Genomic DNA, 25,949 nt, shown 5'->3' on the forward strand with positions numbered 1-25,949 from the left:
TGCCGGCTTTTTAACGATTTTAGGTGACGAAACTACATTATTATTTTAGAGGTGGATACAAACTTTGAAGAAAGCTGATGGATTGTTGGATCAATTGCTGAAGGACATCAAGGTCGATGTCTTCGGTTTTATTAATATAAATACAGGCTTTTCCACTTGTATGCTTGCCGAATTTCTCGAGTAGAGGACCGCGATTTTCATCACCAGTTGCAACATACAAACTAATCTTCGCTTTGCGTGGAGAAAAACCGACAAGTGGCGCATCGCCTTCGTGTCCGGTTTTATAAACATAATGGTAAGAGCCAAAGCCAATAATACTGGGTCCCCACATTTTTGCGGAGTGACCGCTCGCTTTTTCAAATAGTTCCAGTAACTTATAAGCATCTTGACGTTTTTTTGGGTGATCGACAGATTCGATAAATTCAATAACGTCGGCATCGGTTTCTTTTGTTTTTTGTTCGTACATAGCCCATTCCTCCTTCATGCAGATAGGTTTCACAAACAATGCATAGCTTTTTCTGCTTCGTCCCAAGAAACTTTATAACCTTTGCCTTTTGCGCAAAAAATAGAAGTGGATGTATAAAGAGGATCAGTGTTTTTATCATAGCCAATCCGGTTGATTACTTGTTCTTCATTATGGCAGAAGTCATAACCATCAAATAGTAAACTAAGTGCGCCTTTGCCGTGGGTAAGCGCAGCAAATTCTGTGCTGTATTTCATAAATGTCGCTACGGGTACACGACCTTCGATGATCGTTTTGCTACCAATGGTTTCAGGAGCATTAAAACTACCATGTGCTTGCTGAACATCCGATAATACTTTTCCCATTTGCTCTAAACTTACTTTGATTTTAAAACGGTACATGGGTTCAAGTAGACGGTTTTGTGCTTGTTCAAGTCCTTGCCGAAGCGCTCGAAAAGTTGCTTCCCGGAAATCACCCCCAGAGGTGTGCTCGTTGTGACCACGTCCAGTTACAAGCGTTGCTTTAACATCGGTCAAAGGAGAACCAGTTAGTAAGCCATGATGGTCGCGCTCGTTAAGGTGATGCAAGATGAGGTTCTGATTTCCGACAGATAAAGCGTGAGCATGGCAGACGTTGTCTACCTGTAAGCCGCTGCCACGCTCACCCGGCTCTAGCTTCAAATGAACTTCAGCATAATGGCGAAGAGGTTCGAAATGGCCATAGCCCATAACGGGTAAGTTAATCGTTTCTTTATAGAGAATTTCAGGTTCCCCAAACTGGACGTGGTGGCCAAACCGTTCTAGAACTACTTGTTCGAGAACTTCTAATTGAATAATACCCATTACTTGAATTTGGATATGCTGGAAATACTCGTTCCAAAAAACCGACAAAGAAGGGTCTTCAGCACCGAGAATTTGGAAACTTAATAGTACTTCTTTTGCAGGGAGAGACGCATCAAAAAGGACAATTGATTTTAATGTTGGCACTACTTCAGATTGGTTGTCAGTAGCATAATTCCCAATGACATCACCGACCAGAGCCTCTGTCAATCCCGCTATCGCAAAAAGTTCGCCTGCCCTTGCTTGTTCAACCAGTTTAAATTTGTTGCCATTATAATTGCGGATTTGCGTCACTTTTTCTTCAAGCTGATTAGGACCATAAACGAGTTTGTCACGAACCTGTAAAGTCCCGCTAAACGCTTTTAAAAAACAGATTCGATTGCCATTGTCATCGTGCCGAATTTTATAAATTCGTGCACCAAATGCATGATCTTCTGAATAAGCACTAGTCGTTAATTGATCAAGTTGGAGCAGGAAATCTAAGATGCCGATATCTTGTAAAGCAGAGCCACTAGCACAAGGGAAAATCTGGTTAGTTGCAATCAACCGCTGAAAAGCCTCTATCCAGGTTTTTTTATCAAAACCAGTCTCGACATACTGCATCAGCAATTCTTCGTCTCGTTCAGCAATAAATTCAATGAGACTTTCGCTCAACTCACCATTATGAAAGTTATTTGTTAGGTTACAGACATCTTCGGAAAAATTCAAGCGAATGTCTGCTAAAACTTGAACGGCATCTGCTCCTTCGCGATCTGTTTTATTAACGAAGAAAAAGACCGGAATCTTATGTTTTTGAAGAAGCTGCCAAACAGTTTCAGTATGCCCTTCAATGCCATCAACTGCACTAATGATAATAACGGCGTAATCCATTACTTGAATTGACCGCTCCATTTCTGGGGAAAAATCAACGTGACCCGGTGTGTCAATAAGAAAATAAGTAGAATCATTTAGTGTAAAGGTTGCCTGATCAGCAAAAATTGTTATGCCTCGGGTTTTTTCAATGGTGTGGCTATCGAGAAAAGCATTTTGGTGGTCGACTCGCCCGCGCTGCCGAATACTTTTCGTATGATATAACAGTTGTTCTGAAAAAGTAGTCTTACCGGCATCGACATGCGCAAGAATTCCAATCGTTTTGTTCATGTTGTCACCTCTTTATCTCTAGTTTAACAGAATTTATATGCAATTATAAAAAAGGGAGTGTCCCATAAGTCTTTAAAATAAAACAGACAGAGAAAAAGTATCTTTTTCTCTGTCTGTTTTTTTGAATCGCGCCTCACAATTCCGAACTCGGTTTACTTTTTCAAGGTTCCAGAGGTGAATTCTTGGGAATGATTAATTTTCCTTTATAGAAGAACACACTTTCTATTGTGATTTTGCGTTATCGATGCCACTTTAAGAGCTACTTTGGCCTGTACTTTCAGTTTACAGAAATGCACTTTTTAAAGTTTTAAAGGGGTTGATGGGAATGGAAACAATGTGTGGTTAAGATGGTTCAACCGGTTGAGACTGTGCCCGCGAAAAGCGGCCTGTTCTGTTGCAAGAAAAAGAGGCTGCACTCAAAAGTCTTAGTTCATGACCTTTTGAGACAGCCCCGTTTTCATATAAGTGTAAAGTTACCCCTTTACCGACTTGCTTCAAAACAAGCGATACCGAAACAGATTCCTTGTGCGCAGCGTTTTCGGTAAGCAGCTGACTTAAGTAATTCGACTTCTTCCTTGTGTGTCATAAAGCCGCATTCTACCAGAATAGCTGGCATATGGGTATCCCGAAGTACGGCGAAATCTGCTTGTTTAATCCCGCGATTTTTTCGTCCAGTTACTTGTATTAGTGACTGTTGGACTGCAGATGCTAGCATGTGTGTAGCAGGCTGAGGGTGGTTATAGGTAAACGTTTCTAGGCCATTTGTAGAGTTAAATGTATGCCCCACTGCGTTGGCGTGAATCGAGACGAATACATCTGCCTTCATACGATTTGCTAGATTCGTGCGTTCGTGTAATGGAACATCAAAGTCATGTTGATGGCTGAAAAAGACAATATGTCCATCCAGTACCAATCGCTTTTTAACTTCTTCTGCTACGGCCACGTTAAAATGGAATTCTCTCAATTTGCCATCGGGTGAGCGCTTTCCAGGTGTATCTGGGCCATGTCCGGCATCAATCATAATCTTCATTGGGATAGACCTCCTTTTGCAATCTATATAGGAAGGAAACATGACAAAGGGGACAAAAATCTTCAAATATATAGTTTCCATGTTAAAATAAAAGCAAACCGCATATAAAAATAATTGTTTTGATGAAAATTCAAAATAATGTGTGGATAGGAAGTGAGGAATACCAAATGGGACAAGTAACGACAAAACAAGTGATGAAGACGTTCGACTTGGAATTAATTAGTGGAGAAGAAGGCATTGGCCGTCATATCCCCATTAGCGATATTTCAAGACCAGGGTTGGAAATGGCCGGTTATTTCACCCATTATCCAGCAAATCGTGTGCAATTGCTCGGCAAAACCGAGCTTTCTTTTTTTTCTATGCTATCACCTAAAGAACGATTAGATCGTATGATGAAGCTATGCACAGACGACACGCCAGCAATTATTGTTTCGCATGGTGTACCAGTTCCAGAAGAATTGATCGCTGCTTCAAGCAATCGGCATGTGCCAGTCATGACGACTCCAATGTCAACGACTCGGTTTTCGAGTTTGCTGACGAACTTTTTAGAAAGTCAGTTAGCTCCTACGACGGCAATCCATGGCGTTCTTGTAGATATATACGGTGTTGGAGTGTTACTGACGGGAAAAAGTGGTGTTGGTAAAAGCGAGACAGCTTTAGAACTTGTCAAAAAAGGTCACCGCTTAGTTGCCGATGACTGTGTAGAAATTCATCAAGAAGGTGAAAATACATTAGTAGGATCTGCACCTAAACTAATTGAGCATTTGCTCGAAATTCGTGGAGTCGGTATTATCGATATCATGACCTTATTTGGTGCGAGCGCTGTTCGCACATTTAAACGGATTTCTTTGGTCATTGATTTAGAAATCTGGGATCAAGACAAAACCTACGATCGATTAGGACTAGAAGAAGAAAAAATGAAGATTATTGATACACAATTGACGAAACTAACAATTCCTGTTCGTCCAGGTCGTAACTTATCGGTTATTATCGAAGTTGCCGCGATGAACTATCGTTTGAAACGAATGGGCGTTAACGCCGCCGAAGAGTTTTCGAAGCGTCTGGATGACGTGATTGCACAAGATACAAACTAAGCGAATGGGAAGGTGCACGACATGTTTGCAATATTAGCTTCAATAGATCCGACCGCTTTTTCACTCGGTCCGATTTCGGTTCAATGGTACGGTGTTATTATCGCTGTTGGTATTATCATCGCCTTTTTGGTAGGCCAGCGTGAAATGGTTAAGCGAGGACTGCATACTGAATTTTTAACTGATTTACTAATTTGGGCGGTACCGCTGGCGATTGTTGGCGCACGTATTTATTACGTAGCGTTCGAGTGGGAACATTACAAAGACAATCCTAGTCAAATTATCGCTATTTGGAACGGTGGAATTGCGATACATGGTGCCTTGATTGCATCTGTTATTGTCGCTTATCTGTTTACCAAAAAGCGTAATACGTCATTTCTGAAAGTGGCGGATATATTAGCACCAAGTATCTTAATCGGACAAGCCATTGGTCGTTGGGGTAATTTTATCAACCAAGAAGCACATGGCGGAGAAGTGTCACGGACTTTCCTTGAAAATCTGTTTATCCCTGATTGGATCATCAATCACATGTACATAGACGGGGCTTATTACCATCCAACTTTCTTGTATGAATCTATGTGGAGTTTAGTGGGAATTATTCTTTTGTTGCTACTACGAAAAGTAAATCTAGTACGTGGTGAAATGTTTTTCTTCTATATGATTTGGTATTCTGTTGGCCGCTTCTATATCGAAGGAATGCGCACAGATAGCCTGTATGTAATCGGTGAACTTCGTGCTGCACAACTAGTGTCAGTATTGGCTATTGTCATCGCTGTTGTATTCATCGTATACCGTCGTGTCACAATTAAAAACCCACCTCATTATAAGGATAACTAATTAGGAAAAGAGCGATCAGATGTCGACACTGAAAAATGGTTTGAAGGCAGGGTTGAAAACGACTTGGTCATTAGGGAAAATCATTTTCCCTATCACTTTGCTCGTCACCATGCTTCAATACACACCGGTTTTGCCTTTTGTTATCGATTTAGTATCACCCGTTATGGGCTTGTTCGGATTAAGCGGCGATGCGGCAATTCCACTGGTTCTCGGTAATGCGCTTAATCTTTATGCTGGAATTGCCGGCATCCTATCATTAGATTTAACGGTTAAAGAAGTTTTTATCTTGGCCGTCATGCTATCCTTTTCACATAATATTTTTATTGAAACTGGCGTAGCGCTAAAAGTTGGTGTCAAGCTGTGGATCGTTTTAGTTGTCCGCTTTGGTCTAGCTGCGTTATCTGCTATTATCATTAATGTCTTTTGGAAAGGTGGCAGCGAGATGGCGCAATACGGTTTTGCGCCTGAAGCATCAGCTGTTCCTGAGAGTTGGATTGGGGTTATGCTAATCGGACTTGAAAAAGCTTCGTTTGGTGTTCTTCAGCTGGCGATGATTGTTATTCCATTAATGATTATGATTCAAATTTTAAAAGATAAACGATACCTTCAAAAAATATCCAATCTGCTCGGACCTTTAACTCGTTTATTGGGTGTTCAGAAAAACGCTTCGTTAACACTTGCTTCAGGACTGGTTTTCGGACTCGCTATGGGAGCGGGTGTGATGATTCAAGCTGTACGAGAAGATGGCGTTAGTAAAAAGGATGCGACACTGGTATTTATCTTTCTCGTTGCTTGTCATGCGGTAGTGGAAGACACATTAATTTTTATTCCATTAGGTATTCCAATCTGGCCGCTATTGTTAATCCGAATCGTTACGGCATTAGTACTAACGGTCTTTGTTTCTTATATGTGGCGTAGAGCGGAAGAAAAACAAAAGGAAGTGATTTCAACATGACTGCAAAAAAAATAAATACGCTATTATTCGATTTTGACGGAACTTTGCTCGATACCAATGAATTAATCATTCAAACTTTCTTAGCCGTCCTTGGTGAACATTATCCTGGTCGCTTTGATCGTCAAGATGCACTGGATTTTATCGGCCCATCGTTAACACAAACATTTGCAGCGATTGACCCGGACCGCGTGGAAGAGCTGACTGTTCAATACCGCGCGCTCAATCGTACGTTGCACGATGAACTAGTCGAAGAATATGATGGCGTCGCAGAAACCTTACGTTTACTGAAAGCGCAAGGAATGAAAATGGCAATTGTCTCGACAAAAAGAAGTGACACAATACGTCATGGCTTGAAGCTAATGGGTGTTAACGATGTTTTTGATGTGTTGGTTGGTCTGGATCATGTCACAAACCCAAAACCAAATCCAGAGCCCTTGCATTTGGCATTAGAGCAATTAGGTGCGTCTCACGATGAAGCCTTAATGATTGGTGACAATTCCCACGATATCGAAGGTGGTAAAAATGCGGGAGTTCGAACTGCGGGCGTGGCGTGGTCTGCAAAAGGAGAAGAATTCTTAGCCAGTTTTAATCCGGACTTTATGTTGCAGCATATTAGTGATTTACTGGAATTAACTAAAGAGGCTGTAAAATGAGAGACACACAACGGCATTTTGTGGAAGGGCCGAATTCACTTTGGCATATTTACAAAACAGTGCCATTCTGGAAAGTTGCCAAGAATTTTCTAGTGATTCAAACGGCTAGATATACGCCGTTTTTGCCTATGAAAAATTGGCTGTATAAAACGTTTCTCCATATGAAAATTGGAAAACACTCATCTTTTGCGTTGATGGTCATGCCGGATGTTATGTTTCCGGAGAAAATAACGGTTGGAGAAAACACCGTAATCGGTTACAATACAACGATTCTTGCACATGAATATTTAATAGATGAATATCGACTTGGCGACGTAGTTATCGGAAACCGCGTCATGATTGGAGCAAACACTACGATTTTGCCCGGCATCACGATTGGAAACGGCGCAATTGTTTCCGCTGCCACGCTCGTCCATAAAGATGTGCCAGCTGGAGCTTTTGTCGGCGGAAATCCGATGAATATTATTTATACAGCTGAACAAATGGCAGAGCGCCAAGCAAAATCCTGAAAGCAACGATTGCTTTCAGGATTTTTTTCGAGTATATCTCTTGACGGTAGATGGAACAATGCGCTAAAATAAATATTACTTCATCACATTAGCGAACTAAAGTGAAATAACCAATATTAGGGAGTTTTATAAATGACTATACAAATGTTCGAGAAACCACTAGGCATGAGAGATGATTTCCCATTTATCGCAAAAAAGAAAGCGGAACTCCGTACAAATGGAACGTCTATTATTCAACAGGCAGGCTATGATTTGCTGCAAACACCTACTTTAGAATATTACGAAACCATCGGTAAAATTTCAGCAATTGCTGATAATGCGTTGTTTAAATTACTAGACAGCCAAGGTGAAACCTTGGTATTACGTCCAGATATGACTTCACCCATTGCACGCGTCGCTGCATCTAAGCTACTAAAAGAAAAGATGCCGGTACGACTTGGCTATTATTCAAATGTTTTCCGCGCTCAAAAACGTGAAGGTGGACGTCCGGCTGAGTTTGAACAGATGGGTGTTGAGTTGATCGGCGATGACTCTTTATATGCAGATGCAGAAGTTATTATTTTGGCATGGACGATTTTAAAAAATCTAGATATTGAGTCTAGCCGCTTTGTTATTGGACATACCCAATTATTGCAGTTGATTTTAGAGGATTTCGGTTTGGATCAGCAGCAAATTGAACAAGTTCGCAGTGCTTTCGTTTCCAAAAACAGTGTAGGCTTTGAAAGCTTGGTTCACCAGTTACCTATAGAAGCTTCTAGTCGAGAATCATTTATTGGTTTGATGTCCACTTCTACTGTAGAAGAATGGCAGCAATGGATTGATCCTCATAACGCCAAACAAAGTTCTTTATTCGAAGGTATGAAAAAGCTGAAAACCATATTGGATCGCAGCGGCTTAGCAGACGCGGTAACGTATGATTTGTCGTTTAACAGCCATATGACCTATTACACTGGCTTAGTATTTGAAGTGTATGCAACGGGCAGTGGGTTTCCACTTGGCAACGGGGGACGTTATGACGGATTAATGAAGCAATTTGGATTAGAGGTTGGTGCAACCGGCTTTGGTTTACGTGTAGATCGTTTACTAGAACTGATTTCAGCTGTTTCCGAACAACAAGACCATACATTAATCTTATTTGATGAACAACACGAAGAGCGTGCCTATGATGAAGCACAAAATCTTCGTCAGCAAGGAACGCGAGTCACATTGCAATTTGCACCAGCGGTTATGGCTCTTGACGAATTTAGTAAACATTTCAGCAAGGTTCTAAGATTGGAAGGTGTGAAGTAATGGATGCATTAACGATTGCCATGCCCAAAGGAAGAATATTTGAAGAAGCTTATGAATTATTAGTAAAAGCAGGCTATGATTTGCCAAAAGAACTCGATGATTCACGAAAATTGATTGTCGAAGCACCCAATGAAAATATTCGTTTTATTCTTGCTAAACCAATGGATGTTCCAGCTTATGTCGAACATGGAGTTGTAGACATTGGCATTGCTGGAAAAGATGTGATGCTTGAGCATGACCGAGATGTTTATGAATTATTAGACCTTGGTATCAGCCGCTGTTATATCGCAACTGCAGGTATGCCGGACACGCCGATGAACAAAGTATCTCCGCGTGTTGCGACTAAGTACCCGAAAGTAGCGTCGCAATATTATCGTGGCAAAGGCGAGCAAGTCGAAATCATCGAATTAAACGGTTCGATTGAATTGGCGCCAATGATTGGTTTAGCGGATCGTATTGTGGATATTGTCTCTACTGGTAAAACATTAAAAGAAAATGGCTTAGTTGAATACGAAAAAATTGTCGACATCACGTCACGTTTGATTGCAAATCCTGTAAGTTATCGCTTAAAGCAAAAACGCATCACAGAGCTAGTAGAAAGACTGAGAAAGCAGGCCATTTTATGAAAGTGACTCGTTTGTCTTCAGGAATTTCCATCAGAAGAACGATTGCAGAAGGCACAGAACAGCAAGTTACAGCGGTAAAAGCGATTATTCAAGAAGTGAAAGATCACGGGGACAGAGCGATGTTTCGCTTTACAGAAAAATGGGATGGTGCTAAATTAACCTCTTTACGTGTGACAGAAGAAGAAATTTCGCAAGCAGTCGACCGTTTTGACCCGCAATTGTTAACGGACTTAACTGAAGCTGCGGCGAATATTCGGAAGTACCATGAAAGTCAGCAACAACAAGGCTACCGTTTAGATAACGAAGATGGTTCGTATGTTGCACAGCGTGTTACAGCTATCGAGTCAGCTGGACTTTACGTACCAGGTGGCACAGCTGCATATCCTTCATCTGTGTTGATGAACGTCATTCCGGCACAAGTAGCAGGCGTATCACGCATTGTCTTAATTTCACCACCGAGTAAAGATGGCACATTGTCTGACGGAGTACTCGCATCGGCTCATATCCTTGGCATTACAGAAGTTTATAAATCAGGTGGTGCACAAGCAATTGCAGCTTTAGCATACGGCACAGAATCTATCGCACCCGTTGATAAAATTACCGGTCCGGGCAATATTTTTGTTGCGCTTGCTAAACGAGAAGTGAATGGTGACGTGGCGATCGATATGATTGCTGGACCAAGTGAAATCGCGATAATTGCGGATGATTCCGCATATGCTGATGAAGTGGCAGCCGATTTATTGTCACAAGCAGAACATGATCCGATGGCGAGCGCTGTGTTATTAACGACTAGCGAACAATTGGCTGATGCGGTTTCTAAAGAAGTAAAGCGTCAATTAGCAAACTTGCCTCGTCAAGCCATTGCGAGTCCAGCGATGATAAATCACAGCATGATTTATCTAGGGCAAACGGTAGAAGAGCTGATTACAGCCGCCAATCAACTAGCGCCTGAACATTTGGAAATTATGACAGAAGATGCAGAAGCAGTCGCGGAGAAGATTCGCCACGCCGGTGCCATTTTTATCGGAAGGTTTTCGTCTGAACCAATTGGCGATTATTTTGCAGGAACGAATCACGTATTGCCAACAAACAGCACGGCACGTTTTTCGAGTGCTTTATCTGTTTATGATTTTATTAAAAGAACCAGCATTATCCATTATAGCGAACAGGCTTGGCAAAACAATAAAGAAAAAATTGCTCGTCTAGCACGTCTTGAAGGATTAGAAGGCCATGCGCGTGCAGTCGAATCGCGGTCGTGGGAAAAGGGGAACCGATTATGAGAAAAGCTGAAATCAAACGCAATACCAATGAAACCAAAGTAGCCATCAAATTTTCCTTAGATGGTGAAGGGAAATCGGTAATTGATACAGGTGTTCCATTTATGGATCATATGCTGGATTTGTTCATTAAACATGGCTTATTTGATGGTGATATTACGGCAGATGGCGATACGCACATTGATGACCACCACACTACTGAAGATATTGGCATTGTTTTAGGTCAAGCTGTTAAAGAAGCACTTGGCGATAAAAAAGGCATACGTCGTTACGGCAACGCATTTGTACCAATGGATGATGCGTTGGCTCAAGTAATTATTGATTGTTCAAATCGTCCACATCTGGAATTCCGTAGTCAGCCGCTGACTGAAAAAGTAGGAACGTTTGATACGGAACTGATCCAGGAATTCCTTTGGAAATTTGCGCTAGAATCAAGGATGAACGTCCACGTTATCGTTCATTACGGAAAAAATACGCACCATATTATCGAAGCAATTTTTAAAGCGCTAGCACGTGCGCTTGATGAAGCGACGATGATTGATCCACGAGTTAAAGGTGTACCATCAACAAAGGGGTTGCTCACATGATCATTGGCATTATTGATTACGGCATGGGCAATTTGTTTAGTGTCGAGCAGGCGTTAAAAAAGCTGGAATGTACAGTGATTGTATCCGATGACCCTGCGGTGCTGCTCGAAGCAGAAGGGATTTTGCTGCCAGGAGTCGGTGCTTTTCCAGATGCTATGGAGTTATTAAACGACAAAGGACTTTCAGGATTTATCCAATCATTGCCAGAAAAAAATATTCCGCTTCTTGGGATTTGTCTCGGTATGCAGTTGTTATATGAAGATAGTTCGGAAGTAAAACCGACAAAAGGTTTGGGGTTACTGACAGGACAAATTCGTCGTTTTGAAAAAGGCACATACCGAATTCCTCATATGGGCTGGAACCGTTTGGAATTTTCGCATATGCCGTATTGGTTAGAGGATGTATTAAGTGATACGCACGTGTACTTTGTACATTCTTTTTTAGCGATAAATACAAAGCAACAAGAAGTTTTAGCCACAGCAAGCTACGGAGGCCTCAACGTTCCGGGAGTAGTCGGGACAGGTTTGATAACGGGTATGCAATTCCATCCAGAAAAATCAGGTGATTTTGGCCATTATTTATTAGAACAATGGATTTCAAATGTTAGGAGGAACCTACATGTCTAAGTTTCAAATCTATCCTGCGATTGATTTAAGGGATGGCAAATGTGTACGCCTATTTCAAGGAGATTATACTCAGGAAACCATCTACGGAGATTCACCAGTCGAAATGGCTCGAAAATTCGTAGAAGCTGGTGCAGAGTGGATACATATGGTCGACTTAGACGGTGCCAAAGACGGCATCCGCATTAACGATCAAGTGGTCATTGAAGCCGCAAAGCTCGGTGCTAAAGTACAAGTCGGCGGAGGCATTCGAACTCGTGAAGATATCCAGCATTATTTATCAAATGGTGTAGCACGTGTCATTATCGGCAGCCTAGCAATCCGTAATCCGGAACTTGCTGTATCGTTTATTGAAGAATTTGGAGCCGACCAAATTGTGATCGGTATTGATGCGAAAAATGGCATGGCTGCAACAGAGGGCTGGATCGAGACATCTGGACAAGCAGCGACAGAAGTAGCGGATTATTTCGCGCAAAAAGGTGCAAAACATTTTATCTATACAGATATTGCAACAGACGGCACGCTCGCAGGACCAAATATTACCGCCAATAAATCGTTGGTGGGTGCTGAATCAGCACAAGTCATTGTTTCAGGTGGCATTGGTTCGCTAGAAGATGTACGAAATGTTAAAGAAGCATCTGCGCAAAGTAACATCGCAGGTGTTATTATAGGGAAAGCACTTTATGAAAAACGTTTTACACTGGAGGAGGTTTTGTCATGTTGACAAAACGCATTATTCCCTGTCTTGATGTAAAAGAAGGACGTGTCGTCAAAGGCGTTAGTTTCGTTTCGTTGCGTGATGCGGGAGATCCTGTTGAATTGGCTCGTTTTTATGATGAGCAAGGAGCAGATGAATTGGTGTTTTTGGACATTTCGGCTTCTCACGAAGGCAAGGAAACGATGGTCGAAGTCGTGAAAATTGTTGCAACAGAACTGTCGATTCCGTTTACAGTAGGTGGTGGTATTCGCAGTCTTGATGACATGAAACGTTTGTTGCGCGCCGGAGCTGATAAAGTCTCTTTAAACACAGCTGCCCTTGACCGTCCTGAGTTGATCAAAGAAGGCGCAGACTTTTTTGGTTCTCAATGTATTGTCGTAGCAATTGATGCTAAGAAAAATGGCGACAGCTGGGACGTTTACACACATGGTGGTCGCAACAAAACTGATTGGGACGCAGTTGAATGGGCAAAAAGAAGTGTTGAGCTTGGAGCTGGTGAACTGTTGTTGACGAGCATGGACAAAGACGGCTCGAAAGACGGTTTTGATTTGGAATTAACACAAGCTGTACGCGAAGCGGTAGAAGTACCGGTCATTGCCAGTGGTGGAGCAGGAAACAAAGAACATTTTAGCGAAGTCTTTAAAATGGTGGATGCTGATGCTGCTTTAGCGGCCTCTATTTTCCATTACAAAGAAACCAGTGTAGATGAGGTCAAGCAATATTTACGGAAAGAGGGAGTGAACGTCCGATGACAACCATACAATATGATCCAAGCGGGCTGATTCCCGTGATAATCCAGAATGCCGAAACAAAAGAAGTGTTAACTTTGGCTTATGCCAACGAAGAAGCCGTCCAAAAAACAATGGCTACAAATGAAACGTGGCTTTACTCAAGAAGCCGTAGTGAATTGTGGAACAAAGGTGCGACGAGTGGTAACACTCAAAAAGTGACGGCTGTGCGATTAGATTGCGACGGCGATTCGCTAATTTATGAAGTAATTCCAAATGGCCCCGCTTGTCATACGGGTAAAGATAGCTGCTTTTTTGAAACCATTCATGGTGAGCGCAATGAATCTCCAGGCGATATGTTCGCACAATTGACCGCGTTAATCGAAGCGCGTGAAAAAGAAATGCCTGAAGGGGCGTATACGACTTATCTGTTTGAAGAAGGCATAGATAAAATTTGTAAAAAAGTAGGCGAAGAAGCAGCTGAAGTGATTATCGCAGCCAAAAATCGTGACGCTGAAGAGCTATCAATGGAAACAGCCGATTTGTTGTATCATGTGTTGGTGCTTTTACAAGAACAAAAGGTAAACTTTAACAAAGTGACCAATGTATTAAAACAACGTCATGAAACAAAAGCGACAAGTAAATAATAGGGAAATATGCTATAATTACAGCATATTTGAGTATGGAGACGATGGAAATCGTCTCTTTTACTTTTTCGGAGGCATATTTTGGAGAATAAAAAAATAAATACTAAAAACGTATTGTCGTTTATTCCGACAGGAGAATTCTATTACAGAAAAGCGTTGAAAGAGCTTCAGCGTGAAAATTACTCAAAAGCACATAAGTATTTGCGTCGTGCTTCAGAGTTGAGTCCGAAAGATCCGCTCATTTTGACGCAATACGGAATTGTGCTAATGGAAATACAAGAGTTTGAGCAGGCAATGGATGTGCTGCATACAGCACATGAACTAGACTCAAAAGAACCCGACATTCTGTATTTTCTTGCTGAAGTCCATGCACATATGGGCTTGTTTTGGGATGCTCGAAAATTTGCTAAAAAGTACTTGGTTTATGAAACACAAGGGAAATATGCATCTGAAGCAATGGGAATTATTGATTTTGCCGAGCAAGAAGATTGGCAAAATTTTGATGAGGACGGGGACTTGCAGGACAGCGAACACCATTATCGACAGGAAAAAGCACGTCGAATGATGGAGCAAGGTGATTTTACTGGTGCTATTGAATTGCTTGAAAAGTTAATTGAAGAAAAGCCGGATTTTTGGGGAGCTTGCAATAACTTAGCTTTGGCTTACTTTTATATTGGAGAAGCAGAAATGGCGAAAGCGCTGCTTTACGATGTACTGCGAAGAAATACTGGCAATTTGCACGCTTTGTGTAATTTAGCAGTCTTTCATTACTATGAAAAAAACGCAGAATTGGATGATGTACTCGATTTGCTAAAAAAAATACAACCTTATGTATTTGAGCATCGCTATAAATTAGGTGCGACTTTTGCATTGGTTGGTAAATACAAAGAAGCTTATCGCTGGCTCAAAAGTTTGCACAAAAAAGGCTTTGAAGGGGATGCAGCGTTTTACTTTTGGTTATCGCATGCTGCTTATCATTCAGGCCATGAAGACGCGTCAAGGCAAGCCTGGGATCAATTGAAAAAAATGGACCCGGATAAAGACGGTTATGCGCCATGGAACGAGCATTCAGAAATGCCGCACGTCGATGCGCTTGAGCATGATCGAGATTATTTGGTTGGAAAACTGGATCACCAAAAGAAAAGTGAACGGTTATTCGGCTTGTTTTTGTTAAGCAAATCAGCACATAAGCAAGAAATTATTTCACACCCAAATTGGTTGGCATCTGATCAGCCTTCTGTTTTGGAAACTTTTGTTTTGGGTTATGCACTTGGTCATCCTTTCAAAGAAAGCGTTCCGGCTGAAAAGGCTTTTATGCGTGCGATGGAAGCAGCAGAACTTCTTTATGGCTCATATGGAATGGTGAAAAAACAGCAAGAAGAACTCTTTCAACTGTGGTTTTTACTGCTAGAAAAAGGCTTTAGCGGAAACTATGCATTTAAAAATCCCGCGGCTCTTGCTGCAGCTGCAGAATATATGATTCACTCTTCTAAAAATGAAAAAACCACAAAAAAAGAACTGGCGGATCAATTTGGTATATCGGTTGCTACGTTGACAAAATACAGTAAAGAACTAACTGTTTTCTTACCACACATCGAATCATAGGCATAAAAGTTGAAGCTTTCGCATGAATCTTATACGATTTAACTACTGAGAAATAGGAGGCCTATTAATATGACTGAAGCAACTACAATTTTTGATGTAATTATTATCGGAGCAGGACCAGCAGGCATGACAGCCGCTGTTTATACATCTCGCGCGAACTTAACAACATTGATGCTAGAACGCGGTATTCCAGGTGGTCAAATGGCCAATACGGAAGAAATTGAAAACTATCCAGGATTTTCACACATTTTAGGACCAGACATTTCAACAAAAATGTTTGAACACGCAAAAAAATTCGGTGCAGAATATGCATACGGTGACGTAACCGAAATTATTGATGGCGAAGAATACAAAACCATTAAAGCCGGATCTAAAGAGTACAAAGCACGTGCAATTATTGTGACGACCGGTGCTGAGTATAAGAAAATGGGGATTCCAGGTGAAAATGAACTAGGAGGCCGTGGTGTCAGTTATTGTGCAGTATGTGATGGAGCTTTCTTTAAACAAAAAGAACTTGTCGTAGTTGGCGGTGGTGATTCAGCGGTTGAAGAAGGTGTTTACTTGACTCGTTTCGCGAGTAAAGTAACAATCGTCCACAGACGTGACGAATTACGTGCACAAAAAATTCTTCAAGATCGTGCTTTTGCAAATGAAAAAATTGACTTTATCTGGAGCAATACAGTTAAAGAAATTCACGATGATGGCAATGGCAAAGTAGGTGCAGTTACGCTGGTGTCTACTGAAGATGGTTCTGAAAAAGAATTTAAAGCAGATGGTGTCTTTATCTATATCGGCATGCTTCCTTTAACAAAACCATTTGCTGAGTTGGGCATTTTGAATAAGGACGGATATATTGTAACGAACGACAAAATGGAAACGACTGTTCCAGGGATTTATGCAGCAGGCGATGTTCGTGAAAAAACATTACGTCAAGTAGTTACTGCGACAGGCGATGGCAGTATTGCCGCACAAGCCGCTCAACACTATATTGAAGAGTTAGTAGAGAAAATTAGCATGAAAGCACAAGCTTAATTAGTTTTTAACTGTTTTGTAACGTGGTTGTCATGAATAAGGTTTATAGTAAGAAGAGTAAATTGACCCCCTTTTTATAAAAGATTTTGTTGGGCTGTCTTTCGAGTAACTCGAAAGACAGCCTCTTTTTTTATTCTTTTGCATGACACGCCAGGATAGATGTATAATGGAGAGAGTTTACAATAGAGACGGAGTGTCGAATGTGCAGCGAATCGCGAATTTATTAGTCATTGAAAATGGACAAGTATTATTATTGAAAAAACCACGACGTGATTGGTATGTAGCGCCCGGTGGTAAAATGGAAGCCGGAGAATCGATTATCGAAGCTGCAGTCCGTGAGTTCAAAGAAGAAACGAATGCTACCCCAATAGGTACACATTTAAAAGGGGTCTATACCATGATGATTCAAGAACATGAAAAAACGGTGGATGAGTGGATGTTGTTTACGTTCGCTGCAAACCGCGTAATTGGAGAGTTATTTGAAGAAACGACCGAGGGGCTGTTAGAGTGGCATCCAGTAGAAGCGTTGGCATCTTTGCCAATGGCTGAAGGGGACCGGACCAATCTGCAATTTGCAGCTAACCAGCAAGGAGTTCAGTACGGAACATTCTACTATACGCCAGAATTTCAGCTGATCAAAGAAACCATCCAATCATCAATTGAAGAGGTGAATCATCCTAATGGAAAAGCATAAAGAAGAAACAGAGTTAATCATTATTACAGGCATGTCAGGTGCAGGTAAAACGGTCGCAATCCAAAGCTTTGAAGATTTAGGTTTTTTTACAATCGATAATTTGCCTCCTACGTTATTGCCAACGTTTATCAATTTGATGAGAGATTCGGGGAAATCGATGAAGCGCGTAGCTGCAGTTATGGATTTGCGCGGAGGCGATTTTTTTGATAGTTTAGTAGACGCAATTGACCACCTATCACAAGATCCGAACGTCTCCATCACGATTCTATTTTTGGATGCAGAAAACGAAACCTTAGTGAGCCGCTATAAGGAAACGAGAAGATCTCACCCACTGTCACCCGGTGGATTGGTTTTGGGTGGCATTAAAAAAGAGCGTGATATGCTAAGTGACCTTCAAGGGAGAGCACAGCATATATACAATACTTCTAACATGAAGCCTCGCCAACTAAAAGAACGAATCATTGCCGATTTTTCATCAAAGACCAGTAATGTCTTTACCGTAAACGTCTTGTCTTTCGGATTTAAACACGGCATGCCGATTGATGCTGATTTGGTGTTTGATGTACGCTTTTTACCAAACCCTTATTATATTGAAGAGTTGAACCCGCTAACAGGGCTTGATGAGCGAGTGTCGAGCTATGTACTAAAATGGCAAGAAACGCAAACGCTGCTAGAAAAATTAACTGATTTACTGCAGTTTATGATTCCACAGTACAAAAATGAAGGGAAGGCACAACTTGTTATCGCCTTCGGTTGTACAGGAGGCCAACACCGCTCGGTTACGTTAGCTGAGTACTATGGCAAGCTTCTGGCACAGAATAATAAAGTGATTATCACGCATAGAGACATTAAAATTAGAAAGGATTGAGTGCATGGAACATAATCAGCACCGGAAACGTATCGTTATTTTAGGCGGCGGCACGGGACTGTCTACATTGTTGCGTGGGTTAAAATTGTATCCACTGGATTTGACGGCTATTGTAACAGTGGCAGACGATGGTGGAAGTTCGGGACGCTTAAGAAATGACCTGGATATTCCACCCCCGGGAGATATTCGAAATGTTATGGCAGCTTTATCAGATACAGAACCTTTAGTTGCTGAAATGTTCCAATATCGATTTAAGCACTCCTTAGATCTTGACGGTCATTCTTTGGGTAATCTAATGCTTGCGGCACTGACGGATATTACAGGCGACTTTTCCCATGCAGTCCGCGAAATGAGTCGTGTATTAAGTGTCAATGGCACGGTTTTACCTGCCGCCAACCAAATTGTTACGCTTAGCGCAGAGCTAGAAGATGGGACGATTATAAAAGGGGAATCCAAAATTCCTGCCTATTTACAGCCAATTAAAAGTGTGTTTATTGAACCACATGATGTTAAAGCCTTGCCTGCAACAATTGCAGCAATTAAAAATGCAGACGTAATTGTTGTGGGTCCAGGTTCTTTATACACCAGTATTTTGCCGAACTTGTTAGTGAAAGATATTAAAAAAGCAGTCATAGCTGCTAAGGCAAAGAAAATATACATCTGTAATTTAATGACACAAGCAGGGGAGACTTATCAATATACAGCCTCTGACCATGTTCAAGCACTTTACAATCATGTCGGAGAAAAATTTCTAGATGCTATTCTAATTGATAAAGTCCAAATGCCGTCTAACATTGCAGAACGTTACGAAAAAGAGAAAGCATGGCCTGTTGAGTATGACGAAGAGCGCCTGAAAAAAATGGGTCTCGAAGTCTACAGAAAAGACATTGCTAATATCTCTGGAGAAACTGTACGTCACGAGCCGACGAAAGTTGCAGAATGGTTATTCGAATATGCTGATGGCCGTGCTAGTGAAGATTCGAAGCAGTTGTATTTTTGACGCTTTGAAAGGAGGAACGAATTTTGTCTTTTGCATCCGAAACAAAAAAAGAAATGACACAAATAGAGATAGATGATTGCTGCGGCAAAGCAGAGCTTTCCGCAATGATCCGGATGAATGGCACTCTATCGTTTTCCAATCGGCAATTGAGCCTGGATATTCAAACTGAGAATGCGGCGATCGCCCGCCGTATTTACACGTTATTAAAACGTTTTTACAAAACTTATCCCGTCGAATTGCTGGTTAGAAAAAAGATGCGCTTAAAAAAGAATAATATTTACATTTGTAGAATCCGAGAAGGCGCTAAGCATATTCTCGAAGATCTCGAAATTTTGACTGAAGGATTTCAATTCCAGCACCAGATTGTCAAGTCGCTGATTGAAAAGAACTGTTGCAAACGTTCGTATATCCGAGGTGCCTTTTTAGCTGGAGGATCTGTCAATAATCCTGAAACGTCATCTTACCATCTCGAAATTTACTCGCTCTACAAAGACCATGCAGACTCGTTAGTTGAATTAATGAACGAATTTCGTTTGAATAGCAAAACGATTGAACGTAAAAAAGGATTTGTGACTTACCTGAAAGAAGCAGAAAAAATTTCTGATTTTCTAAGCATTACAGGCGCACATTCTGCTTTATTGAAATTTGAGGATGTTCGAATTATTCGAGATATGCGTAATAGCGTTAATCGGTTAGTAAATTGTGAAACCGCTAACTTAAACAAAACCATCGATGCGGCATTGCGGCAAGTAGAAAATATTCGATTTATCGACCAAACAATTGGCATTGACCAATTGCCTGAAAGACTACGTGAAATCGCCAGACTCCGGGTAGAGTGTCAAGATGTGACGTTAAAAGAGCTAGGGGAAATGGTATCGGGCGGAACCGTCAGCAAGTCGGGGGTAAACCATCGTCTGCGAAAAATTGATGAGATTGCAGCATCCCTGAGAAATGGAGAAATGATCGGCCGCTAGCTAGGCTGTTCGTTTATATAGAAGAGAGTTGAGTTTTGGAGGAGGATCCGTATGGTTGAAAAACAAGTAAAAGTACGATTAAAATCAGGTCTTCAAGCAAGACAAGCAGCGTTATTTGTTCAAGAAGCAAATCGATACAGCGCAGATGTTTATTTGGAAAAAGACAATAAGAAAGTAAACGCCAAAAGTATTATGGGAATTATGAGCTTGGCAATTAGTAAAGGAACAGAAGTCACCATTTCTGCAGAAGGCTTGGATGAAGAAAAAGCGGTTCAGTCTTTATCGGAGATTATTGAAAAAGAAGCGTAAAAAAGCAGCAATCTATTATTTCAAGTAACTTCCACAAACGAAACGTATAAAAAAACTCACAGTCAAAGATGACTGTGAGTTTTCAGGCTGTCGAGAAACCCTCTCGACAGTCTTTTTTTGTTTATTTCGATACTTTTTTGATGTAAACTGAAAGAAAAAGAAGGAGCGAAGTCCCATGATTGGTCCCGTCAAAAATCACCGTCATGAACAGGTCACCGTCTCAATTGATGAACTCGTGCCATACGACCATTTTCTTCGTACCGTTGATGCCCTCATTGATTTTTCTTTTATTGAACGGATTGCTTCCCCTTATTATTGTCCGGATAACGGCCGTCCCGCCATTCCGCCCATTACCTTATTCAAAATGATTTTCATCGGCTATTTTTATAGCGTTCGTTCAGAACGCCAACTGGAAAAAGAGATTCGGGATAACATTGCTTACCGATGGTTTTTGGGCTATTCTCTCGTCGACCGGATTCCAGATCACTCCACCATCAGTTTCAATCGGAAGGGCCGATTTGAAGACACCTCGGTCTTTGAAGAAATCTTCGACGAAACGGTTCGTCAGGCAAAAGCCCACGGCATGGTGAGTGGCCGCGTGCTTCTGTCCGATTCCACGCATATCAAAGCCAATGCCAATAAGAACAAGTTTATCCGAAAAGCAAAGGCCGAAAAAGTGGTGAGCTACCTGGGGGAATTGGAAGAAGCGGTCGTAGCTGACCGGGAGGCCCATGGAAAAAAGCGCTGAAGCCGAAGGTGATTCGGCCCGTTGCCAAAACCAAACCGGCGATGACCCGCGAAAGCGTGACCGATCCAGATAGTGGGTTCCTCATGCGAAACCAGAAACCTCAAGGTTTTTTCTATCTCGACCACCGAACGGTGGATGCCAAATACAATTTCATCACGGATACCTATATCACGGCCGGCAATATGCACGACGCCGTTCCTTATTTGGACCGGCTCGCTGTACAAAAGAAGAAGTTTGCTTTTCCGGTGGAAGCCGTCGCCTTGGATGCCGGCTATTTTACCGGCCACATCTGTAAAACGTTAAACGAAGCCGGAACGTTTGTGGTCATGGGCTACCGCCGTTTCAAAGGCGGTAACCCGAAAGTGCCGAAACGGTTATTTACGTATGTCCCTTCACTGGATGCGTATGCTTGCCCCATGGGCTGTAAGTTGTCCTACGCCACCACAGATCGAGAGGGATATCGGCAGTACAAAAGCCGGCCGGAGGATTGTGAACATTGTCCACTGCGCTCGAATTGTTTTTCCGCGAAAAGCAAGCAGCGCTCGATTTTCCGACACATCTGGGAAGACGAAAAAGAAAAGGTGCGCGCCAACAAGCGCACCCCCAGCGGAAAAAAGCTATACAAGTTACGAAGCCAGACCATCGAACGGAGTTTCGCCGATGCGAAAGAACTCCATAGTTTCCGTTACGCAAGGCGACGAGGGCGCAAGTCTGTCCAAGAACAGGCTTATCTGACAGCCGCAGTGCAAAACATCAAAAAAATGACCCTTCTGCTAAGCAGAAGGGTCTAAAAACTTCACGTTCTTTTGTTTCTTGACCAATCCACTGAGAAGATAATCGATAAAACCTTAGTTTCTCAACAAGCTGAAAACTCACAGTCAAAGATGACTGTGAGTTTTTTGCTTGATTTAGTTTTCTTTTTTGTGGTTTTCAGGCAATTTGCTACGTGTAATCACTTGGTCGATTAAGCCGTATTCAAGTGCGCGTTCTGCTGTCATGAAGTTATCGCGATCTGTATCTTTAGCGATAACTTCGATTGGCTGACCTGTGCGCTCAGAAAGAATCTGGTTTAATTTTTCGCGAAGGTGAAGAATGCGTTTTGCTGCAATTTCGATTTCAGTCGCTTGTCCTTGGGCACCACCAAGCGGTTGGTGAATCATTACTTCAGCATTTGGAAGCGCAAGGCGTTTGCCTTTTGTTCCTGCTGCAAGTAGGAAAGCACCCATTGAAGCAGCCATACCGATACAGATTGTTTGAACGTCTGGACGGATAAACTGCATCGTATCATAAATCGCCATACCAGCTGTGATACTACCACCTGGGCTGTTAATGTAGATTGAAATATCCTTATCTGGATCTTCTGCTTCAAGGAATAGAAGTTGCGCCACAATAGAGTTTGCAACGTTATCGTCAATTGCACTACCTAGCATAATGACGCGGTCTTTTAACAAACGTGAGTAAATATCGTAAGCACGTTCGCCTCGGCTAGTTTGTTCGATTACTGTAGGAATTAAGTTCATAGAATAGTTCCTCCTCGATTAAGTGTTTTGCAAACAATGCTGAAAGTTCTCTCAGCTGTACTATTATCATACACATCATGGTCAATGAAGGTCAAATCTAACGAATCAAAAAAACGGACTTGATTATGTTGAAATATTTTTGTATAATAGAAAAGTCGCTAATAGCGAAAACGCCCTCGTAGTGTAATGGATCACACGTAAGATTCCGGTTCTTGAAATGGAGGTTCGATTCCTTCCGAGGGCATAAGAAAAGCGCAACAACTCCTTGAATCCGGAAAAAGCCTATTAAACTAAAATCTATTGTTCTAAAGTTGAGAAATGCCCCTTTGCCTTAGTTGGTAAAGGGGTGTTTTTTACTTTTGGCTGTATTTTTTGATTTCAAAAAACCAAAGAGAAAAGGGAAGTTTAAAAGAGCCGGTAGAAAGGGAAATGACTAGTAGCTTATACTAGTAAAGAAAGCAACAGGTGAGCAAATTATTGATTCTTATTGTCATCGTATCTATTGGTAGTGTAGCAGCGATTTTCATACCAATATAATGGCTTCGTGCACCTTAAAGAAGAGAGTAACCAGTGTTAAGCACAAATTGAAATTTAGTAACAGTGTACACTTGATTTACTACCTAACTTAGTAGAAACAATGGAAGGTTCTGTTGATCAATAGCAACATGTTATTGATTGTCTGACAGATATCGGTTTGGAGAAAGTTTCTCCAGTAACTTCATACTTTTATTTAGAAAGAAGGAGACAGATGTACACTTTATACACGCGTTCTAATTGCCCTCTTTGCGAGGAAGCCAAATTGATGATTGCACTAGTCAACGAGGAGGTACCATTGCCTTACACAGAAGTAGATATCGAAAGTGATGAAGCCTTACACGAAAAATACATGATGATGATCCCTGTATTAGAAAAAAACAATCGCGTATTGGTGTATGGCAATATTGGTTATGTTGAATTACTGGAAGCGTTAGAAACTTAACGCTTCTTTTTATTTGCAATTAAAAGAAAGATTAGGTAGAATGAATTTAGTGGGACGCATAATTAATTAGTGGGACAAAAAACGTCCAGATAGAATGGAGTGAACCTATGGATGCATTATCTGTCGCTCAGCAAAAGTTGATGCCGGAAATGTCCGAACTCCTGAAAAAACGTTATCAAATTTTACAGATTATCAACTTGGAACAGCCAATCGGTAGGCGAACTTTGAGTGAAGTTGCCGGGTTGACAGAGCGAGAAATTAGAAAAGACACGGATTTACTACGCAATCAGCAATTGATTGAAATGAAAGCAGCGGGCATGACAGTTACTTCGCAAGGATTGGAAGTGCTAGAGAAGCTAAAAGTTTTTGTGCGTGAAATGTCTGGACTGACAGATATGGAAATACAGCTACAAGAAATTCTAGGAATTACGAAAGTTGTGATTTTACCGCAAGATAGCGATGAAATTCCAGCAGTGAAGTCTCATATTGGTAAAGAGGCTGCTCGTTTTTTGGAAACGTTGTTTGCCCGCTATAAGAAAATCGCTGTTACTGGCGGTAGCACAATGGCGGCTATTTCGAAAGAACTAACGAACGGAAAGCCCGACAAAGCGCTGCAATTTATCGCTGCACGCGGTGGACTGGGAGAAGATGTTTTGCACCAAGCAAATACGATTGCAGCTGCATTTGCCGAAAAAACAGGTGGTTCATTTAAGACGCTATACTTGCCTGATCATTTGAGTGCAGAAGCATTTGCCATGATGATGAAAGAACCAGTGATCAAAGAAATGATGGATTTGTACGATCAAACAGATGTTGTCGTCCACGGGATTGGCAATGCAGGAGAGATGGCGGTTCGTCGGCACTCTTCTACTGAAGAAGTTGAAAAAATTCATTCAGGCGGAGCGATTAGTGAGGCTTTCGGCTATTATTTCGATAAAGACGGAAAAATTGTTTATCGCATTCGAACGGCGGGCATTCAATTAGAGCAGGTGCAAAAAGCGACAACTGTTTTGGCAGTTGCCGGTGGTGAATCTAAAGCAAGAGCGATTTTATCGTACGCTAAAAACGCAGCGAGTCCGACAGTGTTGATCACAGACGAAGGTGCTGCACGAAAAATTATGGAATTGACTAAAAAATTGGAGGAATACTAAATGACTTTAAAATTAGCAATTAACGGATTTGGACGTATAGGACGCATTGTATTTCGTGAAGCTTTAACAAATGACGAAGTAGAAGTGGTAGCAGTAAACGATTTGACAGACGCAAAAATGTTGGCACATCTTTTGAAATACGATTCTGTTCATGGTATTTTAGACGCTGAAGTTTCAGTTGATGGCGACAACATTGTTGTTAACGGCAAAACAATCCGCGTATTCTCTGAAAAAGATCCAGCTAACCTTCCTTGGGGCGAGCATGGCATAGACATCGTTGTTGAATCTACTGGATTCTTCACGGATGCTGCTTCTGCTTCTAAACACATCGAAGCCGGCGCTAAAAAAGTAATCGTTTCAGCACCAGGCAAAAACGGCATGAAGACACTTGTTATGGGTGTTAACCACGAAACATATGATCCGAAAGAGCATCATGTGATTTCAAATGCTTCATGTACAACAAACGGTCTTGCAGGAATGGCGAAAGTATTGAACGAGCGTTTCGGTATCAAACATGCAATGATGACAACGATCCACTCTTACACAAATGACCAAATTCTTTTAGATTCTCCGCACAGTGACTTCCGTCGTGCGCGTGCAGCTGCAGAATCAATGATTCCGACAACTACTGGTGCAGCTTTAGCAGTTGCAAAAGTATTGCCTGAATTAGAAGGCAAAATTGATGGAATGGCGATCCGCGTTCCAACACCAAACGTTTCACTTATCGATTTAGTTGCTCATCTTGAAAAAGACGTAACTGTCGAAGAAGTGAACAAAGCATTAAAAGATGCAGCAGAAAACGAATTAAAAGGATTCATGGACTACAGCGAATTGCCGCTAGTATCTAGAGACTATAACGGCAACACAGCATCAGCTACAATCGATGGTCTTTCAACGATGATGGTTGGCGATAACATGGTTAAAGTTCTTTCATGGTACGATAACGAATCTGGTTACTCAGGCCGTTGTATCGACCTTGCGCTTCACATGTACAAAACGGGCTTATAATCCCGAAATCATAGCTTAATTACCAATGAACCTCTATAATAAAAGAGG

General features: G+C 41.6%; 28 protein-coding genes and 1 tRNA gene. 25 read left to right on the top strand and 4 right to left on the bottom strand.

Features of this window, described 5'->3' with window-relative positions:
• Window positions 1-40: 40 nt before the first annotated feature.
• The 3 genes from AJGP001_RS05440 to AJGP001_RS05450 form a co-directional block, all read right to left on the bottom strand.
• Entirely contained in the window at window positions 41-466 is a 426-nt protein-coding gene (locus AJGP001_RS05440; protein WP_078080232.1) for a DUF1801 domain-containing protein, read from the bottom strand.
• A gap of 29 nt (window positions 467-495) precedes the next feature.
• A complete protein-coding gene (locus AJGP001_RS05445) occupies window positions 496-2,442 on the bottom strand; it encodes an elongation factor G (protein ID WP_071153679.1) in 1,947 nt (648 codons plus the stop codon).
• 481 nt (window positions 2,443-2,923) lie between these two features.
• Window positions 2,924-3,472: an N-acetylmuramoyl-L-alanine amidase family protein gene (locus AJGP001_RS05450; RefSeq protein ID WP_078080233.1), complete on the bottom strand. Its 549-nt coding sequence runs from the start codon at window positions 3,470-3,472 to the stop codon at window positions 2,924-2,926.
• 167 nt (window positions 3,473-3,639) lie between these two features.
• Here AJGP001_RS05450 and hprK point away from each other — a divergent pair, with 167 nt between their 5' ends.
• The 21 genes from hprK to AJGP001_RS05555 all read left to right on the top strand — a co-directional run bounded on the left by hprK (window position 3,640) and on the right by AJGP001_RS05555 (window position 22,034).
• A complete protein-coding gene (hprK, locus tag AJGP001_RS05455; protein ID WP_058385920.1) occupies window positions 3,640-4,566 on the top strand; it encodes an HPr(Ser) kinase/phosphatase in 927 nt (308 codons plus the stop codon).
• Window positions 4,567-4,587: 21 nt separating this feature from the next.
• Window positions 4,588-5,400 carry a prolipoprotein diacylglyceryl transferase gene (lgt, locus tag AJGP001_RS05460; RefSeq protein WP_058385919.1) on the top strand — a complete coding sequence of 271 codons (813 nt, stop codon included), beginning with the start codon at window positions 4,588-4,590 and terminating at the stop codon, window positions 5,398-5,400.
• Between the two features lie 19 nt (window positions 5,401-5,419).
• A complete protein-coding gene (locus tag AJGP001_RS05465) occupies window positions 5,420-6,355 on the top strand; it encodes a nucleoside recognition domain-containing protein (RefSeq protein ID WP_071153680.1) in 936 nt (311 codons plus the stop codon).
• Window positions 6,352-7,008 (top strand): pyrophosphatase PpaX, encoded by a 657-nt coding sequence (ppaX, locus tag AJGP001_RS05470; RefSeq protein WP_058385917.1) that lies wholly within the window; start codon window positions 6,352-6,354, stop codon window positions 7,006-7,008. The genes AJGP001_RS05465 and ppaX overlap by 4 nt, the downstream gene beginning before the upstream one ends.
• Window positions 7,005-7,517: an acyltransferase gene (locus AJGP001_RS05475; protein ID WP_058385916.1), complete on the top strand. Its 513-nt coding sequence runs from the start codon at window positions 7,005-7,007 to the stop codon at window positions 7,515-7,517. The genes ppaX and AJGP001_RS05475 overlap by 4 nt, the downstream gene beginning before the upstream one ends.
• Window positions 7,518-7,649: 132 nt before the next feature.
• Window positions 7,650-8,807 (top strand): ATP phosphoribosyltransferase regulatory subunit, encoded by a 1,158-nt coding sequence (gene hisZ / locus AJGP001_RS05480; protein ID WP_071153681.1) that lies wholly within the window; start codon window positions 7,650-7,652, stop codon window positions 8,805-8,807.
• Window positions 8,807-9,433 carry an ATP phosphoribosyltransferase gene (hisG, locus tag AJGP001_RS05485; RefSeq protein WP_058385914.1) on the top strand — a complete coding sequence of 209 codons (627 nt, stop codon included), beginning with the start codon at window positions 8,807-8,809 and terminating at the stop codon, window positions 9,431-9,433. Before hisZ ends, hisG begins: the two co-directional genes overlap by 1 nt.
• Entirely contained in the window at window positions 9,430-10,713 is a 1,284-nt protein-coding gene (gene hisD / locus AJGP001_RS05490) for a histidinol dehydrogenase (RefSeq protein WP_071153682.1), read from the top strand. Before hisG ends, hisD begins: the two co-directional genes overlap by 4 nt.
• Window positions 10,707-11,297 carry an imidazoleglycerol-phosphate dehydratase HisB gene (hisB, locus tag AJGP001_RS05495; protein ID WP_071153694.1) on the top strand — a complete coding sequence of 197 codons (591 nt, stop codon included), beginning with the start codon at window positions 10,707-10,709 and terminating at the stop codon, window positions 11,295-11,297. The genes hisD and hisB overlap by 7 nt, the downstream gene beginning before the upstream one ends.
• On the top strand, window positions 11,294-11,923 hold the full coding sequence (gene hisH, locus AJGP001_RS05500; RefSeq protein ID WP_058385912.1) for an imidazole glycerol phosphate synthase subunit HisH: 630 nt from the start codon (window positions 11,294-11,296) through the stop codon (window positions 11,921-11,923). Before hisB ends, hisH begins: the two co-directional genes overlap by 4 nt.
• Window positions 11,916-12,644, top strand: coding sequence for a 1-(5-phosphoribosyl)-5-[(5-phosphoribosylamino)methylideneamino]imidazole-4-carboxamide isomerase (gene hisA / locus AJGP001_RS05505; protein ID WP_058385911.1), 729 nt, complete (start codon window positions 11,916-11,918; stop codon window positions 12,642-12,644). The genes hisH and hisA overlap by 8 nt, the downstream gene beginning before the upstream one ends.
• Complete coding sequence (gene hisF / locus AJGP001_RS05510) at window positions 12,638-13,390, top strand: imidazole glycerol phosphate synthase subunit HisF (protein ID WP_058385910.1); 753 nt, start codon at window positions 12,638-12,640, stop codon at window positions 13,388-13,390. Before hisA ends, hisF begins: the two co-directional genes overlap by 7 nt.
• Window positions 13,387-14,013 (top strand): bifunctional phosphoribosyl-AMP cyclohydrolase/phosphoribosyl-ATP diphosphatase HisIE, encoded by a 627-nt coding sequence (gene hisIE, locus AJGP001_RS05515; protein WP_071153683.1) that lies wholly within the window; start codon window positions 13,387-13,389, stop codon window positions 14,011-14,013. Before hisF ends, hisIE begins: the two co-directional genes overlap by 4 nt.
• 81 nt (window positions 14,014-14,094) lie before the next feature.
• Window positions 14,095-15,618 carry a tetratricopeptide repeat protein gene (locus AJGP001_RS05520; protein ID WP_078080234.1) on the top strand — a complete coding sequence of 508 codons (1,524 nt, stop codon included), beginning with the start codon at window positions 14,095-14,097 and terminating at the stop codon, window positions 15,616-15,618.
• 69 nt (window positions 15,619-15,687) lie between these two features.
• Window positions 15,688-16,650 carry a thioredoxin-disulfide reductase gene (gene trxB / locus AJGP001_RS05525; protein WP_078080235.1) on the top strand — a complete coding sequence of 321 codons (963 nt, stop codon included), beginning with the start codon at window positions 15,688-15,690 and terminating at the stop codon, window positions 16,648-16,650.
• 202 nt (window positions 16,651-16,852) lie between these two features.
• Entirely contained in the window at window positions 16,853-17,344 is a 492-nt protein-coding gene (locus AJGP001_RS05530; RefSeq protein WP_071153684.1) for an NUDIX domain-containing protein, read from the top strand.
• Entirely contained in the window at window positions 17,331-18,212 is an 882-nt protein-coding gene (gene rapZ, locus AJGP001_RS05535; protein WP_071153685.1) for an RNase adapter RapZ, read from the top strand. The genes AJGP001_RS05530 and rapZ overlap by 14 nt, the downstream gene beginning before the upstream one ends.
• Before the next feature lie 4 nt (window positions 18,213-18,216).
• Entirely contained in the window at window positions 18,217-19,212 is a 996-nt protein-coding gene (locus tag AJGP001_RS05540; protein ID WP_058385904.1) for a gluconeogenesis factor YvcK family protein, read from the top strand.
• 23 nt (window positions 19,213-19,235) lie between these two features.
• A complete protein-coding gene (gene whiA, locus AJGP001_RS05545) occupies window positions 19,236-20,186 on the top strand; it encodes a DNA-binding protein WhiA (RefSeq protein WP_058385903.1) in 951 nt (316 codons plus the stop codon).
• Window positions 20,187-20,237: 51 nt separating this feature from the next.
• Entirely contained in the window at window positions 20,238-20,495 is a 258-nt protein-coding gene (locus AJGP001_RS05550) for an HPr family phosphocarrier protein (protein ID WP_058385902.1), read from the top strand.
• 175 nt (window positions 20,496-20,670) lie between these two features.
• Window positions 20,671-22,034, top strand: a protein-coding gene (locus AJGP001_RS05555) for an IS1182 family transposase (RefSeq protein ID WP_425439674.1) whose coding sequence is annotated in 2 segments (ribosomal slippage) — window positions 20,671-21,240 and window positions 21,243-22,034 — 1,362 coding nt in all. Because the reading frame shifts where the segments join, the coding sequence is not laid out codon by codon here.
• Between the two features lie 117 nt (window positions 22,035-22,151).
• Here AJGP001_RS05555 and clpP read toward each other — a convergent pair.
• On the bottom strand, window positions 22,152-22,763 hold the full coding sequence (gene clpP / locus AJGP001_RS05560; RefSeq protein ID WP_058385901.1) for an ATP-dependent Clp endopeptidase proteolytic subunit ClpP: 612 nt from the start codon (window positions 22,761-22,763) through the stop codon (window positions 22,152-22,154).
• 172 nt (window positions 22,764-22,935) lie between these two features.
• On the opposite strand from clpP, the gene AJGP001_RS05565 reads away from it, so the two are divergent.
• From AJGP001_RS05565 to gap, 4 genes are all read left to right on the top strand, one after another.
• Window positions 22,936-23,007: transfer RNA gene (locus tag AJGP001_RS05565), tRNA-Arg, on the top strand.
• 504 nt (window positions 23,008-23,511) lie between these two features.
• Window positions 23,512-23,742: a glutaredoxin family protein gene (locus AJGP001_RS05570; RefSeq protein WP_071153686.1), complete on the top strand. Its 231-nt coding sequence runs from the start codon at window positions 23,512-23,514 to the stop codon at window positions 23,740-23,742.
• Window positions 23,743-23,849: 107 nt separating this feature from the next.
• Window positions 23,850-24,893: a sugar-binding transcriptional regulator gene (locus tag AJGP001_RS05575; RefSeq protein WP_071153687.1), complete on the top strand. Its 1,044-nt coding sequence runs from the start codon at window positions 23,850-23,852 to the stop codon at window positions 24,891-24,893.
• Entirely contained in the window at window positions 24,894-25,901 is a 1,008-nt protein-coding gene (gap, locus tag AJGP001_RS05580) for a type I glyceraldehyde-3-phosphate dehydrogenase (RefSeq protein WP_058385898.1), read from the top strand.
• Window positions 25,902-25,949: the final 48 nt, after the last annotated feature.

This window comes from Planococcus faecalis (genome assembly GCF_002009235.1).
GTDB lineage: Bacteria > Bacillota > Bacilli > Bacillales_A > Planococcaceae > Planococcus > Planococcus kocurii.